The sequence below is a fragment of the Actinosynnema sp. CS-041913 genome, from assembly GCF_050942485.1.
GTDB lineage: Bacteria > Actinomycetota > Actinomycetes > Mycobacteriales > Pseudonocardiaceae > Actinosynnema.
On sequence record NZ_CP192037.1, the window covers coordinates 5,022,840 to 5,036,862 of the forward strand.

Consider the following 14,023-nt stretch of genomic DNA (forward strand, 5'->3'; position numbering starts at 1 on the left):
TCCCCCGCTTCCCGAGCCTTACGGCCCGCCGATGCTACCCATGATCGAGTTCAGCTTCTTGGTGTACCCGCGCAACTGGTCCAGGCTCTGCGTGCGCAGCGCGTCGGCCTGCGCGGCCAGCCGCCCGAAGTCGGCCCCCGCGGCGTCCGGCGGCGACTGGTCGCGCCGCTTGGCGGTCCAGTCGTCCAGCGCGGCGTTGACCGCCTGCCGGGCGCGGTCGTCGAACTGCCGGCTCGTCATGCCCCGCACCGCGCCGGACAGCTCCACTTCGGACACCGTGCCGTCCACCCCGACGGTGACCCACACCTCGTGGTCCTCATCGGAACCGCTGCCGGTCACCTGCGGCCCCTGGAACCCGGCGAGCTGGTCACGCGCCGTGCGCAACGCCGTCGCGGCGTCGGAGAACACCGCGTCCACCCCGCTCGGCGACGGATCGCCGCGCATCCCCGTGCGAGGCCCCACCTTGGCCATCACGTCGTCCAGCGCCGAGCCGATCCGCCGCAGGAACTCGCCGCTCTGCTCGCCGACGGAGTTCAGCCGGTCCAGCAGGACGTCCAAGTCAGGCAAGGGATCGGTGGCGGTGGGCACGGCCGCCCTGGCCGCGGCCAGCGCGGCGTTCACGGCCGTGGCGAGGTGGTCGCCCAAATCGCTCGTCGGGAGTTCGGCCGGCGACCGCCGCACGGCCACCGCCGTGACCCGGCCCTCCGCGACGGTCACCTCCACCAACCCGTCGGCGGACCGGCCGGCGAACCGCCCGTCGTGCTCGGGCACCACGCCCAGGTCGTCGCCCTCCTCGCCGAGCGACCGCCGGTATTCGTCGAGCCGCTGCTCGGGGCTCGCCCCGCTGTCCACAGTGCACCTCCGACCGCTTTGGGTTGTGCCCGAGCGTACTACCCCTTGCACAGCCGGTAGTCGATTTCGGAATTCGCGGCCGGATCGCGTTCGTCCACCGTGGACGGGCCTCGGGCGGATCACCGCGCGGAGAGCGCCTGCCGCCAGTGCTCGGCGGCCTGGGCCATGTCGTGGCCGAGGTGCTCGAAGAAGCGGCTCGTGGTGTGAAGTCGTGCCCCCGCAGGGGTTTCCCGGCCGAGGACGTCGGCGCCGTGCCGCGTGGTGGCCGCCCACATCGCCATCGACCGGGTGCTCGACGCCCAGGCCCGGTACCAGACGTCCTCGTCGATGAGATAACGATCACGCCGGTCGTGGGGGTCGCGTTCCCTTTTGACCATTTCGAGCGGTTCGAGGTAGTTCACGGCTTTGGACACCGACGCCGGGCTGACCTGGAGCCGCTGCACCAGTTCCGCGGCGGTGAGACTGCCGGTGTCGCTGGTGTACAGGCAGGCGAGCACCCGCGCCATCATCGGCGGGAGTCCGGTCTGGACCATCATCCCGGCGAACCGCCGCTCGAACTCCCGCACCGTTTCCGGGCCGCGGTCACGGGTGGCGGCCGTCGTGGTGGCGGCGGTGGCCGTGGCGGCGGTGGTGGTGGTCGGCGTTGCCGGACGCCTGGTCGCCTTGCGGCGGCGGGCCCGCCACGCGGTCGCCTGGTGCGCCCGGTTGGCCCGGTAGCCGTGGGGTCCGCCGTTGCGCGCGATCTCGCGGCTGATGGTGGACGTGGACCGCGCCAGGCGGCGGGCGATCTCGGCGTATTCGAGTCCTTCGGCCAGCCCCGCGGCGATGTGCCTGCGGTCCTCGTGGCTGAGGCGCCCTCCCGGCATCCGTCCTCCCCGGTCGGTCCGATGCGGTCGGTGCAAGTGTGCATTCACGCGCCATCCCATTGCAACGCTGATGCGCACCGCGTTGCATTCGCCGACAAGCTCGTGGCAACGATTAATGTCCCGCCACCTGCGCAGACAACGAAAGATGGGCGACTTCGAATTGCCCCTCCCCCGAACGAGTCGTAGCGTTTTTGACAGTGCGAACGATTCGGACGTCGCCGGTGTGGCGACCCGTTCGCACGCCGGTCGTCCGAAAGGAAATCGACGTGACGTCTTCACCTCCGGTGCCCGCGCTGCCCGTGGAGCGGGCTCCGGGCCGACCCTTCGACCCGCCCGAAGGGCTCGCCGAGCTGCGCACGCGGAGCCCGCTGACCAGGATGGCGTACCCGGACGGGCACGTGGGCTGGCTCGCGACCAGCCACACCCTGACCCGCGAGGTGCTGGCGGATCCGCGCTTCAGCGCCAGGGCCGAGCTGCGGCACGCCCCGATCCCCGGCGTCGCCGCCGCCGACCGCCCGCGACCCGCGCCGCCGGGCAGCTTCACGGCGATGGACCCGCCCGAGCACACCCGCTACCGCCGCCTGCTGACCGGCCAGTTCACCGTGCGCCGGGTGCGCCGGCTCACCGAACGGATCGAGGAGGTCACCGCCGAGCACCTGGACGCGATGGACCGCCACGGCCCGACCGTGGACCTGGTGGAGGCGTACGCGCACCCGATCCCGGCGCAGGTGGTCTGCGAGCTGCTCGGCGTGCCCTACGCCGACCGCGCGCGTTTCCAGCAACACGCGATGGACCTGTTCCGCCTGGGCTCCTCGACCGAGGAGATGATGGCCGCCTACGCCGCGGTGCACGGCTTCGTGCACGAGTTGGTGCTCGCCAAGCGCGCCGCGCCGACCGACGACGTGCTCAGCGGGCTGACCGCCACCGACCTCACCGACGAGGAACTCGTCAACATCGGCTTCACGCTGCTGGGCGCGGGCCTCGACACCACGGCCAACATGGTGGCCCTGAGCGTCTTCGCCCTGCTGCGCCACCCCGAGCAACTCGCCGCGCTGCGCGCCGATCCGAGCCTCACCGACCACGCCATCGAGGAGCTGCTGCGCTACCTGAGCATCATCCCGTTCACGATCCGCGTGGCGCTGGAGGACGTCGAGCTGGCCGGCGTGCTGGTCAAAGCGGGCGAGTCGGTCACCGTGTCGATCCCGGCGGCCAACCGCGACCCGGAGCGGTTCGCCGACCCCGACACGCTCGACCTGTCCCGCCCGGCCGGCGGGCACGTCGCCTTCGGCCACGGCATCCACCAGTGCCTGGGCCAGCAGCTTGCCCGCGTGGAGCTGCGGGTCGCGCTGCCCGCGCTGCTCGACCGGTTCCCGAGCCTCCGCCTGGCGGTCGCGCCCGACGAGGTGGCGATGCGCACCGACATGCTCATCTACGGCGTGCACCGGCTCCCGGTCGACTGGGACAGGTGAGCGATGGCAGCCAAGGTATGCCTCGTCACCGGCGCCTCGTCCGGCATCGGCCACGCCACCGCGCTCGAACTCCTGCGCGCCGGCCACACCGTGTACGGCGCCGCGCGGCGGGTGCGGAAGATGGACTCGATCCGGGCCGCCGGCGGTCACGTGCTGGAAATGGACGTCACGGACGAGGAAGCCGTCGAACGCGCCGTCGACACCGTCGTCGGGGAGCAGCAGAGGATCGACGTCCTGGTGAACAACGCGGGCATCGGCCTGCACGGCGCCATCGAGGACGTGCCGCTCGCACAGGCGCGTCACCAGTTCGAGGTCAACGTCTTCGCACCCGCCCGGCTGGTCCAGCTCGTCCTGCCGCACCTGCGCGCGCAGGGCTCGGGCACGATCGTCAACGTGTCCTCGATCGGCGGCGAGATCGCCCTGCCGCTCGGCGCCTGGTACTACGCGTCCAAGCACGCGCTGGAGGCGTACTCCGACACGCTGCGCCAGGAGGTGAAGGCGTTCGGCGTCGACGTCGTGCTCATCCAGCCCGGCATCATCAAGACCGAGTTCGAGAGCGGCACGGCGCGGGAGCTGCGCGAGATCTCCGGGCGGGGTGCGTACCGGCGGGTCGCCGAGGCGATGGCGCGGCGGGCCGAGACGGAGCTGGGCGGCGACAGCAAGGCGTCGGACCCCGTCGTCGTCGCGAAGGCGATCCGGGAGGCCGTCGAGTCGACGCGGGCGAAGCCGCGCTACGCCGTCGGCCACCTGGCCCGGACCATCCTGCTGCTGAACAGGCTGCTGCCCGACCGCGCCTTCGACCGGATGGTGACGCGCCCCTTCCGCTAGCCTGGCACTGCCTGTTGATTAAGTCAACAGGCGACCCTCCTTCCCGTGACTCGCCTTGCGCCGGAACAGGCCTGACGGGTGCGCACCGGCACCGGGTATTGACAAAGTCAACACCCGGTGCCGAGACTCACCACGCCACCGCCGTCCGCCGAGGCGGAATCCGGACGAAGGAGTCGCACGCCGTGGCCGAACCCACCACCTCGCGCGAGGGGCCGGAGAACACCGTCGACCGCGCCGCCACCTACCGCCGGATCGCGCTGCGGATCATGCCGCTGCTGGTGATCTGCTACATCGTCAACTACATCGACCGGACCAACATCGGGATCGCGCAGCAGGGGCTGCGGCGCGACCTCGACCTCGGACCGGCGGCCTACGGGCTCGGCGTCACCCTGTTCTTCGTCGGGTTCATCCTGTTCGAGGTCCCCAGCAACGCCCTGCTCGCCCGGATCGGCGCGCGCAAGACGCTCGTCCGCATCATGGCGTCGTGGGGCGTGGTGACCATCGCGACCCTGTTCGTGTGGAACGAGCCGTCCTTCTACGTCGCCCGGTTCCTGCTGGGCGTCGCCGAAGCCGGCTTCTTCCCGGGCGCGCTGTTCTACCTGTCCCGCTGGTTCCCCTCCGCGCGGCGCACCAGGATGACCGCGATCTTCTTCATCGGGGTGCCCGTCTCCGGCGTGATCGGCTCGGTGGTCTCCGGCGCCATCATGCACGGGCTCGGCGGCGCGGCGGGCCTCGCCGACTGGCAGTGGCTGTTCCTGGTGGAGGGCATCCCGCCGCTCGTCCTGGCCCTGCTGGTCTTCCGGCTGTTCGTCGACGAACCCGAGCAGGCCCGCTGGCTCAGCCCGGCCGAGAAGGCGGCCGTGCGCGCCGATCTCGACGCGGACCAGAGCCGGAAGCAGCCCGGCGGGAAAGCGGAGCGGCACGGCGGCCTGTCGGTGGCCTTGCGCGACCGCAAGGTCTGGCTCCTCGGCCTCTGCGCGTGCGGCGCGTACACCCTGGCCAACGCGGTGTCGTACTGGACTCCGCGCATCATCGCCGAAGCGGGTGTCGGCAACGTCCTCGACCTCGGCTTCTTCTCCGCCCTGCCGCCGCTGGCGGGCATCGCGGTGATGCTGGTGGTCAGCCGGCACTCCGACCGGACCCTGGAACGCCGGTGGCACACCGCGACCGGCTGGCTCGTCGCCGCCCTGGCGCTGATCGCGCTCTCGTTCTCCGGCGGCAACGTCGCGCTGGTCGTCGTCCTGCTGGCGGTGCTGGCGGCGGCCCACTACGCGGGGCTCACCGTCTTCTACTCGATCCCCTCGATCTACCTGTCCGACCGGGCCGCGGCGACCGGGATCGCCGTGGTCACCTCGATGGGCTCGTTCGCGGCGGCCGTGTCGCCCTCGCTGCTCGGGTTCATCCAGGAAGGCACCGGGAGCCTCGCGCTCGGCCTCCAGATCAGCGCCGCGTTCGTGCTGCTCGCGGTGGCCCTGCTGCTGCTCGGGGTGCGGGCCGGCGACCTGCGCGAAGCCGAGTCCCGCATCGGGCGCGGCCCCGAACCGGCGGCCGGGCGGACCAAGAGCGGCTCGTAGCCCGACCTCAGTCCAGGAGGCCGGGCCACGATTCGGGAGGGGCCGGTCTCACTCCGCGAGGCCGGCCGGGTGCCGATCGGTCTCCCAGTCGACAAAGGCCGCGATGGTGGCCATGCGGTGCGCGCGGGCGCAGTGTTCTACCCACTCCGCGCCCGCTCGCGCGCGGATCAGTTCGAGTAGCTGGTCGTGCTCGGCGACGGACGCCTCCGCCCGCGCGGGGATGAACGAGAACGTCGACTCGCGGATCGTCGCCAGCTTCGACCAGCCGCGCTGGACCAGCTCGACCAGCGCCGGGTTCGGGCACGGCGCGTACAGCGTCTCGTGGAACTCGTGGTTGAGCTGCGTGAAGACGAGCGGGTCGAACGCGCGCAGGCAGGCGCGCATCCGGTCGTTGACCTCCCGCGCCTGCGCCAGGACCGCGTCGGTGACGTGTGGCGCGGCGAGCGCCGTCGCCGCGCCCTCGACGATCGCCAGCGCCTGCATCGTGTGCCGGTACTCCACCGGGTCGACCGCCGCGACGGTCGCGCCGACGTTGCGCTCGAAGTGGACGAGACCTTCCGCCTGGAGCAGCCGGACCGCCTCCCGGATCGGCACCGGGCTCACCCGGAACTCCTTGGCCAGCGAGCCGAGCACCAGCCGGTGCCCCGAACCGTAGGTGCCGTCGGCGATCCGGGATCTGATCACCTGGTAGGCGTGCTGGGCCTTGCTCAACCCGGCCGCCGGCGTTCCGTCCACAGTGGACACCAGTCGCCACCCGACCCTTCCCACCGTGACCCGGAGTTGCGCCGGCTAGTCACTGTGCACCCAAATCGTATACGACAGCCGCGTGCAGCGCCCTGGACCGACTCCGCGCCTGCCGTAGCGAACACAGAACCCTTGTCACCGCCATTCGAAATGATATATGATCTGGCGTCGAGTCCCGACGCACACCGCCTGCGCACCGTCGCAACCAGTGGAGTCGCAATGTCGCGATTGACGGGAAGTATCGACAGGGAACACCGCCGGGTCGTCCTGGCGGCGATGGTCGGCACGACCATCGAGTGGTTCGACTTCTTCATCTACGCCATCTGCGCCGGCCTCGTGTTCGGCAGCCAGTACTTCGCGGCGCTGGGCGAAAACGCGCTGATCCTGTCGTTCGCGACGGTCGGGATCAGCTTCTTCTTCCGGCCCGTCGGCGCGGTGATCGCGGGCCACCTCGGCGACCGGATCGGCAGGCGCGCGATGCTGATCCTCACGCTGCTGCTGATGGGCGTCTCGACCGTCCTGATCGGACTGGTGCCCACCACCGCGACGATCGGGGTGGCCGCACCGGTCATCCTGATCCTGCTCCGCATCCTGCAAGGGCTCTCGGCGGGCGGCGAATGGGGCGGCGCGGCGCTGCTCGCCGTGGAACACGCCCCGGCCGACCGGCGCGGGCTCTACGGCGCGTTCCCCCAGATCGGCGTCCCGATCGGACTGCTGCTGGCCAACGGCGTGCTCGCCCTGGTCGCCGCGCTCACCACCCCGGCCCAGTTCCTCGCCTGGGGCTGGCGGATCCCGTTCCTGCTCAGCGTCGTGCTGATCGTGGTCGGCATGGTGATCCGCACCAAGGTCGCCGAGAGCCCGGTCTTCGAGGAGGTGCGCCGCTCCAAGGTCCGGTCCCGCCTCCCGCTCGTCGTCCTGCTCCGCCACCACTGGCGGCTGGTGCTCGCGGGCGCGCTGGTGTTCGCGGCGAACAACGCGGTCGGCTACATGACCACCGGCGGGTACGTGCAGTCCTACGCGGTCAAGTCGCTGCACCTGGACCGGTCGACCGTGCTGGCGGCGGTGATGATCTCCGCGCTCGGCTGGCTCGCGAGCACCCTCGTCGGCGGCAAGCTGTCCGACCGCTACGGCCGGATCCGGGTCTACCAGGTCGGTTTCGTCATCCAGCTCGCGTGGATGTTCCCGTTCTTCGCACTGGTCAACACCGGCAACGTCGGCCTGCTGGTGGTCGCGCTCATCCTCTTCTCGGTCGGGCTCGGCTTCACCTACGGGCCGCAGGCGGCGCTGTACGCCGAGCTGTACCCGACCACCGTGCGGTACAGCGGCGCCGCCCTGTCGTACGCGCTCGGCGCGGTGCTCGGCGGCGCGTTCGCCCCGACCATCGCCGAGGCGTTGCAGACCAGCACCGGAACCGTGTACTCCGTCGGCGTCTACCTCGCCGTCGTCACCCTCGTCGGCCTGGCCGCCAGCTTCTTCGTGCCGGACAACCGCGGGCGGGCACTCGACACGACCGGCGACCGACCCCCCGCACCCGTGGTCGAACCCACTTCGCGGACGTCCAACCCGCCGGAGGCCGCCACCCCGTGACCGCTGCCGGCACAAGGGACGCCCTTCCACCCTGTAGGAGGGGCGTCCCTCGTGCCAGGTCTCTCAGGACACGGTCGCCAGCGCCCTCACGGGGGCGGGCCAGGAGTCGTCGGACCACTCGATCGGCGAGTCCTTGCCGGACTCGGCGTGGAAGCCGCGGGCGAAGCTCTGGTTGACCCAGTTGGCTTCGGCGGCGCTCGGGTTGGGGTTGCGGCACGCGGTGCCCGCGCTGCCGCCGGACATCAGGATGGTGCAGCTACCGTTGTAGTTGTCCCGCAGGCCGAGGGAGTGCCCCATCTCGTGGGCCACCACCCGCAGCGGCGAGTAACCCTGGTTGATCTGCACCCGGTCGAGGTAGATGGTGCCCGAGCCGTGCCCGATGGTCGCCCGCGAGCCGCCGCCGCTGCCGACGGTGATCCGGATGTTGCCGCCGCTGGGAACCTGGCTCATCCGGATGTTGGGCACGTGGCTGTTCCAGATCTCGATGGCCTGGGGCACGTAGGACGAGTACTCGCCGCCGCCGCTGACCGTGATGTTCCGGGGGGCGGCCAGGCTCGACGCGGTGTCGGCGTACGCGGGCGTCGCCGAGGCGGGTGGGGCGGTGAAGGTGATCGCCGCGAGCGCGACACCGGCCGCCGCGGTCAGAATTCTGCGAAGCAATGTCAACTCCTTTTCACGGGCAGGGGGAAGTCGACCTGCGAACTTTGTGGACAATCGGCCAGGGAATTCGGATCCGTCGACCGACCGGCAGGACAAACTCACCGTATCGGGCAGGTGTCCTTTCACAAGGCCTCCGCCCGCGGCCCGCCCGGTGTCTCCGTACGACGCGGTGGGCCTGCCGCGCAACAGCGCAGGTGTGCTGCCCCGGCGGGGGATTGCGCCGAACCAAACTCTGGAAAACCCTGTATTTCCGGAGAGTCCGCTTGGTACAACTGGGTCGATCGGAGGTGCCACATGGGGCCAGACCCCCGTACGGCGTTCAGCGCCGCGCTGCGCTCCGCCATCCGCGAGAGCGGCCTCACCCTGCAAGCCGTCCACGCCCGCCTGGCCCGCCGCGGAGTCGTGGTGTCCGTGGCGACGCTGAGTAGCTGGCAGTCGGGCACCAACCGCCCGGAGCGGCCCACCTCGTTACAGGCCGTGACCGAACTCGAAATCCTGCTCGGCCTGGCGCCGGGCGCGCTGATCACCCTGCTGGGCCCGCGCCGACCACGCGGCCGACCGAGCCGGAAACCGAGTGGATACCCGCGGGACGACGTCCTCCCGGAATCGGACGCGGTGGCCGACATCGTGCGTGAGATCAGCCCGGAGAAATTCGACGGCATCCGCCTCCTGTACGTGGAGGAGAACGTGCGGGTGAACCCGGACCGGACCCTGCGCGAAATACGCACCCGCTCGGTGGCCGAAGTGCTCCGGGACGGCGTGCGCCGGTGCTTCTCGATAAACTACGCCCATTCCGCCGACGACCTCGACCTGGTCCGGACGACGGCCATCAACCGCTGCCGACTGGGCCGGGTGCGCCGCAACCACGACCGCCGGCTGATCGGGGCGGAGCTGATCCTGGAGCGCGCCTACCACTCGGGCGAGGTGTTCTCCATCGAGTACAAGACCACCACCGGCCAACCGGTCCTCGACACGGAGTACTTCCGGGTCTTCACCACCTCGGTCACCGTCTACGTGCTGCAGGTGACCTTCCACCACGCGATGCTGCCGGTCCGCTGCCACCGTTTCGAGACACCGTCCTGGTCGCAGCCGAGAGCCGATCGCGAAATCGGCCTGGTGGACCGGAAAACCGCCCTGATAGCGGCCCGGGACGTCGAACCCGGTCTGTACGGCATTCGCTGGGAATGGACCTGACCAGGGCTCGCCGCGGCGAGCCGGGTCCGCCGCAGGTCGTGATCACCGACCGGGCCGGCGGTCGCCGGACGTGGTGCGGTGGCGGGGTGAGTGGCATCCAGAACTCGATGGGTCGCCGCACCGCTGCTGCTGATCTTCGGATTCAGCCGGTTCGGCGACCGCGAGCCCGACGGCCTGCTCGCCGGCGGGGCGGTGGGGCGCGTCGCTGTGTCGTCGCCATCGCCGCCGTGCTCGTCCTGTCCCGACGCACCTCGCCGCTGCTCGGGTCCTGATCGGACGGAGCACGCGGCGTCAGGTGCGGACGGTCGAGAAGCCGTCGCGCGCGGAAGGCACCGGGTGGTCGCTCGCCTGGTTCTGCGCCAGCAGGGACTGGGACTCGGCCACGCCGATCGAGTCGGCCGGAAGGCGGCCGTCCGCGTCGCGAAGGCGCGTGAGGGCGTCGTCCATGGCCTGGTGGGCCGCGAACAGGCACGGTGTGCTGTAGATCGTCACGTCCACGCCCAGCGCGGTGAGGTCGGACAGCGACAGCGCGGGCGAACGACCGCCGGCGATCTGGTTGAACACCAACGGTTTCGCGGCAGCCGCGGCGGCGACCCGGCGGAGCGCGTCGGTCGACGGGATGCCGTCCACGAGCACGGCGTCGGCGTCCGTCGCCGCGAACCTGGCGGCGCGGTCGACCATCTCCGACTCGTCGACGGCATCGCTGCGGGCGACGACGAACAGGTCCGTGCGGGTGGTCAGGACCGCGTTCAGCTTGTCGAGGTAGTCCGGCAGCGGGAGGATCTGCTTGCCGCCGACGTGTCCGCAGCGGCGCGGCCTGCGCTGGTCCTCCAGCACCACCCCGGAGGCGCCCACCTGTTCCAGGCCGCGCACCACGTGGCAGGCGACGTCGCTGTCCACGTAGCCGTCGTCGATGTCCACCAGCAGGTGGTGGCGCGGGAACGCCAGCCGCAGGCGCTGCACGAACGCGATCACGTCCGGCCAGGCGATGAACCCGATGTCGGGCAGGCCGTAGTGGGACGCGGAGAACCCGAAACCCGAGACGAACAGGGCGTCGTAGTGCCGCGCCGCGATCGAGGCCGACAGCATGTCGAACACGCCGATCACCGGCGTCGTCCCGGCGGTCGCCACGGCCTCGCGCAGGGCCTTCCCGTATGCCATGCGGGGAACCTGCCACCGGTCGCCGCACGGGGTCGAGATATCGGATGGATGATCCATCGACACGTCCGGGTGCGCCGTCCGCCGACGGGTCCTCGGTGCACGCCGCGAGCGCACGCCACTCGTCGGGCCGGCCCGGGGACTGACCGGTGACCGTCGTCACCGTCCACGCAGGTTGCCAGAACGGCAACAAACTTTGCGAGGACGGCCGGCGGTTTCGCATAGTGGCGGCGGAGGTGGTCGAGATGACCTATCAGGTGGATGACGGCTATGACGTGGTGGTCGTCGGCGGTGGGGCCGCGGGGTTGAGCGGCGCCTTGATCCTGGCTCGGGCGCGGCGGTCGGTGCTGGTGATCGACGCCGGCGCGCCGCGCAACGCCCCGGCCGAGGGTGTGCACGGGCTGCTGGGCAGGGAAGGGACCTCGCCGACCGAGCTGCTGGAACGCGGCCGGGCCGAGGTGCGGGGCTACGGCGGCCACGTGGTGACCGGCGAGGTCGAGTCCGTGACTCCCGGTGACGACGGTTTCGTGGTGGTGTCGGCCGACGGCCGGCCGGTGCGTGCACGTCGGGTGCTGGTGGCCACCGGGCTGGTGGACGAACTGCCGGCGGTGCCGGGTCTGCGGGCCCGGTGGGGTCGGGATGTGCTGCACTGCCCGTACTGCCACGGCTGGGAGTTCCGCGACCGGGCCGTCGGTGTGCTGGCGAGTGGGCCGATGTCGGTGCACCAGGCGTTGCTGTTCCGGCAGTGGAGCGCCGATGTCACCTACTTCTCGCACACCATGCCGCCGCCGACCGACGAGCAGGCGGAGCAGCTCGCCGCCCGCGGGATCAGCGTGGTGGACGGCGAGGTGGCGTCCCTGGAGGTCGTCGACGACCGCGTCGCCGGCCTCCGGCTGGCCGATGGCACGGTGGTCGACCGCGAGGTGGTGGCGGTCGCGCCGCGGATGGTGGCGCGTGCCGGGTTCCTGGCACCGCTCGGGCTGCGGCCGGTCGAACACCCGTCCGGGGCCGGTGAGCACATCCCCGTCGACGCGACCGGTCGCACCGACGTGCCCGGCGTCTGGTTCGCCGGCAACGTCACCGACCTGTCCGCGCAGGTCGGGGCCGCGGCAGCCGCGGGGGCCGCCGCGGGGGGCCAGATCAACGCCGACCTGATCGCCGAGGAGACCCGCCAGGCGGTCGCCGCCTACCGGGATCCGTTCTCGGCCGAGTCCGAGGCACGTCTGTCCGAACTGGTGATGGGCGACCGACGTCACGGCGTGTGAACTACTTCGGGATCGCGAGCGACCGACGTCACGACGTACGCACTTCGGAACCACCAGCGACCGACGTCACGGCGCGTGAACCGCTACAGGACCACGCGCGGCCGTCGGACGCCGGGGTTCCCGCGTCCACTGTGACCGGTCGGGCCGGTTACCCGCCGGGTGGCTGGGAGCGCGGCGGCCCGTCGAGGCCGAGTTCGGTCGTCTCCTCCTCGTCGGGCATCTCCGGGTCGCGCCAGCCCTCGGCGCGGGTCGGCCCGCCGCCCCGCAGGTCGTTGTCGACCTCCTTCTTGAGCTGGTCGTCCGTCGCTGGACCGTGTTGTGTGCTTCCTCGCTCCACGGTGGCTCCTCCGCGAGTCATCTCATGTGGACACTCCGGGTACCCCCGCGAGGCCGGAATTCACCCACCCTCGCCCGACCGGGTGACCGGTCAGGCGAGGGTGTGCCGGGGTGCCGAGAAGATCGCGGTCACGCAGGGAGTGCCGCTGCGCCGGCTCAGCGACAACGGCGGCCGAGCAGCCAGTTGCCGGGCGACCGCCGCGAGACGGCGCACCTCGAACACCGCCGCCACACACGCACCCGGACCGACCGCGAACGGCAGGAAGGCGTCGGGACGACCCGACCACCCCGCCCACCGGCCGGGGTCGAAGGTGTCCGGGTCGGGCCAGTACCGGGGATGTCGCTGGAGGGCGTACGACGGCACGACCACGTCGTCGCCCTCCAGCACGGCCAGCGGACCGATGCGGTGGTCGCGGAGGACCGGGCGGCGGTGCTGCCAGGCCGGCGGCCAGAGCCGCAGGGTCTCCAACGCGACGTGTTCGGGCTCGGCCCCGCCTGCCGCCACGGCGTCCGGCGCGCGTCGGGCGGCCACCAGGTCTCCCGGGTGCAGCACGCAGACCAGCCAGCTCAGCGCCGCCGCCGACGCGCCGGTGAACGCGCTCACCGCGCGCAGGTACACCTCGCCGCCCACGGCGGGGTCCAGGTCGGGGAAGCCGGGCACCGCGCCCGCCGCCACCGCCGGAGCGGCACGGGCGCAGAGCCGGTGGAACGTGCCGTGGTCCGCCTGTCGGCGATCGCCGGTCACCATGCTGTGGAACACGGCGTCCAGGAACGCGGCGACGGTGTCCCGCAACACCGGCTCGCGGTCGAGCCCCAGCGCCCGCCCCGCCGCCGCGACCACCGCGTGCAGACAAGCGCGGTGCAGGTCGCCGTGGGCGGCGGCCACCGCGTCGACCACGGTTCCGGCCGCCTGCTCCGGGTCCTCGGCGGCGAGCGCGCGGTGCGCCCAGCGGTTCAGCGCGCCGCAGACGTCCGGCGGCAGCGCGACACCGCCGGGCCTCCAGAAGGCGGGCACGTGGTCGAGCCGCCCGTCTGCGTCGACCAGGACGCGCCGGGCCAGTGCGGCGTCGCAGATCACGGCGCTGCCGGCGAGCGTGCGGAACACGGGCCGCCGCACGCACCTGCGGTGCAGCCCCCGCATCCCCCGCCAGCCGGTCCGGCGAATCGGACCGAACGACATCCGTCAGTAGTAGGTGTAATGAGGCCGCCACGCGAGCCGGCGGATGCCGCGCTCCACTCCCAGTCGACGCATCAACGGCCTGATCAGACGCTTCACGTGAGCCCCCATATCGCGTGTCCGGTCTTCGACGAGCCGATCTCCACGAAACGCGGCCCCCGCAGGCACGTCAAGGCGCCGTCCGGGTGACGGGCGCTCATGATCCCCGGGGCTACGCGCCTCAACGCCGTTGGTTCGTGCACCGCGTCTCCGCCGGTCTTGTCGCTGCGCGCGCGGTGCTGCGGCTTCTCTACGATCGCGATGGGTTCCCGGC

Annotated in this window: 13 protein-coding genes; 6 read left to right on the forward strand and 7 right to left on the reverse strand. The window is 71.7% G+C overall.

Annotated features, from left to right (window positions below; translation table 11 throughout):
* Positions 1-18: 18 nt before the first annotated feature.
* Together ACQPZF_RS23110 and ACQPZF_RS23115 are read right to left on the reverse strand one after the other, a co-directional pair.
* Positions 19-852 carry a hypothetical protein gene (locus ACQPZF_RS23110; protein ID WP_433260102.1) on the reverse strand — a complete coding sequence of 278 codons (834 nt, stop codon included), beginning with the start codon at positions 850-852 and terminating at the stop codon, positions 19-21.
* Positions 853-971: 119 nt separating this feature from the next.
* Positions 972-1,718, reverse strand: coding sequence for a MarR family transcriptional regulator (locus ACQPZF_RS23115; protein ID WP_433260103.1), 747 nt, complete (start codon positions 1,716-1,718; stop codon positions 972-974).
* A gap of 266 nt (positions 1,719-1,984) precedes the next feature.
* Between ACQPZF_RS23115 and ACQPZF_RS23120 the strand changes: the two genes are divergently transcribed.
* The 3 genes from ACQPZF_RS23120 to ACQPZF_RS23130 all read left to right on the forward strand — a co-directional run bounded on the left by ACQPZF_RS23120 (position 1,985) and on the right by ACQPZF_RS23130 (position 5,589).
* On the forward strand, positions 1,985-3,187 hold the full coding sequence (locus ACQPZF_RS23120; RefSeq protein WP_433260104.1) for a cytochrome P450: 1,203 nt from the start codon (positions 1,985-1,987) through the stop codon (positions 3,185-3,187).
* Between the two features lie 3 nt (positions 3,188-3,190).
* Positions 3,191-4,015, forward strand: coding sequence for an oxidoreductase (locus tag ACQPZF_RS23125; protein ID WP_433260105.1), 825 nt, complete (start codon positions 3,191-3,193; stop codon positions 4,013-4,015).
* Positions 4,016-4,197: 182 nt separating this feature from the next.
* Positions 4,198-5,589 carry an MFS transporter gene (locus ACQPZF_RS23130; protein ID WP_433260106.1) on the forward strand — a complete coding sequence of 464 codons (1,392 nt, stop codon included), beginning with the start codon at positions 4,198-4,200 and terminating at the stop codon, positions 5,587-5,589.
* Between the two features lie 48 nt (positions 5,590-5,637).
* Here ACQPZF_RS23130 and ACQPZF_RS23135 read toward each other — a convergent pair whose 3' ends face one another.
* Complete coding sequence (locus ACQPZF_RS23135; RefSeq protein ID WP_433260107.1) at positions 5,638-6,333, reverse strand: GntR family transcriptional regulator; 696 nt, start codon at positions 6,331-6,333, stop codon at positions 5,638-5,640.
* 219 nt (positions 6,334-6,552) lie between these two features.
* Between ACQPZF_RS23135 and ACQPZF_RS23140 the strand changes: the two genes are divergently transcribed.
* The gene (locus ACQPZF_RS23140) at positions 6,553-7,920 is read left to right on the forward strand and encodes an MFS transporter (RefSeq protein ID WP_433260108.1); all 1,368 of its coding nucleotides are present in this window, start codon (positions 6,553-6,555) and stop codon (positions 7,918-7,920) included.
* A 63-nt stretch (positions 7,921-7,983) separates the two neighbouring features.
* On the opposite strand, the gene ACQPZF_RS23145 is transcribed toward ACQPZF_RS23140, so the two are convergent.
* Positions 7,984-8,580, reverse strand: coding sequence for a snapalysin family zinc-dependent metalloprotease (locus ACQPZF_RS23145; RefSeq protein ID WP_433260109.1), 597 nt, complete (start codon positions 8,578-8,580; stop codon positions 7,984-7,986).
* Positions 8,581-8,874: 294 nt separating this feature from the next.
* On the opposite strand from ACQPZF_RS23145, the gene ACQPZF_RS23150 reads away from it, so the two are divergent.
* Positions 8,875-9,774, forward strand: a complete 900-nt coding sequence (locus tag ACQPZF_RS23150; protein WP_433260110.1) for a hypothetical protein — start codon at positions 8,875-8,877, stop codon at positions 9,772-9,774.
* Positions 9,775-10,065: 291 nt separating this feature from the next.
* On the opposite strand, the gene ACQPZF_RS23155 is transcribed toward ACQPZF_RS23150, so the two are convergent.
* On the reverse strand, positions 10,066-10,935 hold the full coding sequence (locus ACQPZF_RS23155; protein WP_433260111.1) for an isocitrate lyase/PEP mutase family protein: 870 nt from the start codon (positions 10,933-10,935) through the stop codon (positions 10,066-10,068).
* A gap of 242 nt (positions 10,936-11,177) precedes the next feature.
* On the opposite strand from ACQPZF_RS23155, the gene ACQPZF_RS23160 reads away from it, so the two are divergent.
* Positions 11,178-12,197: an NAD(P)/FAD-dependent oxidoreductase gene (locus ACQPZF_RS23160; RefSeq protein ID WP_433260112.1), complete on the forward strand. Its 1,020-nt coding sequence runs from the start codon at positions 11,178-11,180 to the stop codon at positions 12,195-12,197.
* A 148-nt stretch (positions 12,198-12,345) separates the two neighbouring features.
* Here the strand turns inward: ACQPZF_RS23160 and ACQPZF_RS23165 are convergent, their stop codons facing one another.
* The gene (locus tag ACQPZF_RS23165) at positions 12,346-12,534 is read right to left on the reverse strand and encodes a hypothetical protein (RefSeq protein WP_433260113.1); all 189 of its coding nucleotides are present in this window, start codon (positions 12,532-12,534) and stop codon (positions 12,346-12,348) included.
* A gap of 90 nt (positions 12,535-12,624) precedes the next feature.
* Positions 12,625-13,713 (reverse strand): cytochrome P450, encoded by a 1,089-nt coding sequence (locus tag ACQPZF_RS23170; protein ID WP_433260114.1) that lies wholly within the window; start codon positions 13,711-13,713, stop codon positions 12,625-12,627.
* Positions 13,714-14,023 lie beyond the last annotated feature (310 nt).

What these genes read in the sequence shown, in the direction of transcription:
- ACQPZF_RS23115 (WP_433260103.1), bottom strand. Translation starts at nt 1,718, where the DNA reads ATGCCGGGAGGGCGCCTCAGCCACGAGGACCGCAGGCACATCGCCGCG.
- ACQPZF_RS23125 (WP_433260105.1), top strand. Translation starts at nt 3,191, where the DNA reads ATGGCAGCCAAGGTATGCCTCGTCACCGGCGCCTCGTCCGGCATCGGC.
- ACQPZF_RS23140 (WP_433260108.1), top strand. Translation starts at nt 6,553, where the DNA reads ATGTCGCGATTGACGGGAAGTATCGACAGGGAACACCGCCGGGTCGTC.
- ACQPZF_RS23150 (WP_433260110.1), top strand. Translation starts at nt 8,875, where the DNA reads ATGGGGCCAGACCCCCGTACGGCGTTCAGCGCCGCGCTGCGCTCCGCC.
- ACQPZF_RS23155 (WP_433260111.1), bottom strand. Translation starts at nt 10,935, where the DNA reads ATGGCATACGGGAAGGCCCTGCGCGAGGCCGTGGCGACCGCCGGGACG.
- ACQPZF_RS23160 (WP_433260112.1), top strand. Translation starts at nt 11,178, where the DNA reads ATGACCTATCAGGTGGATGACGGCTATGACGTGGTGGTCGTCGGCGGT.
- ACQPZF_RS23170 (WP_433260114.1), bottom strand. Translation starts at nt 13,713, where the DNA reads ATGTCGTTCGGTCCGATTCGCCGGACCGGCTGGCGGGGGATGCGGGGG.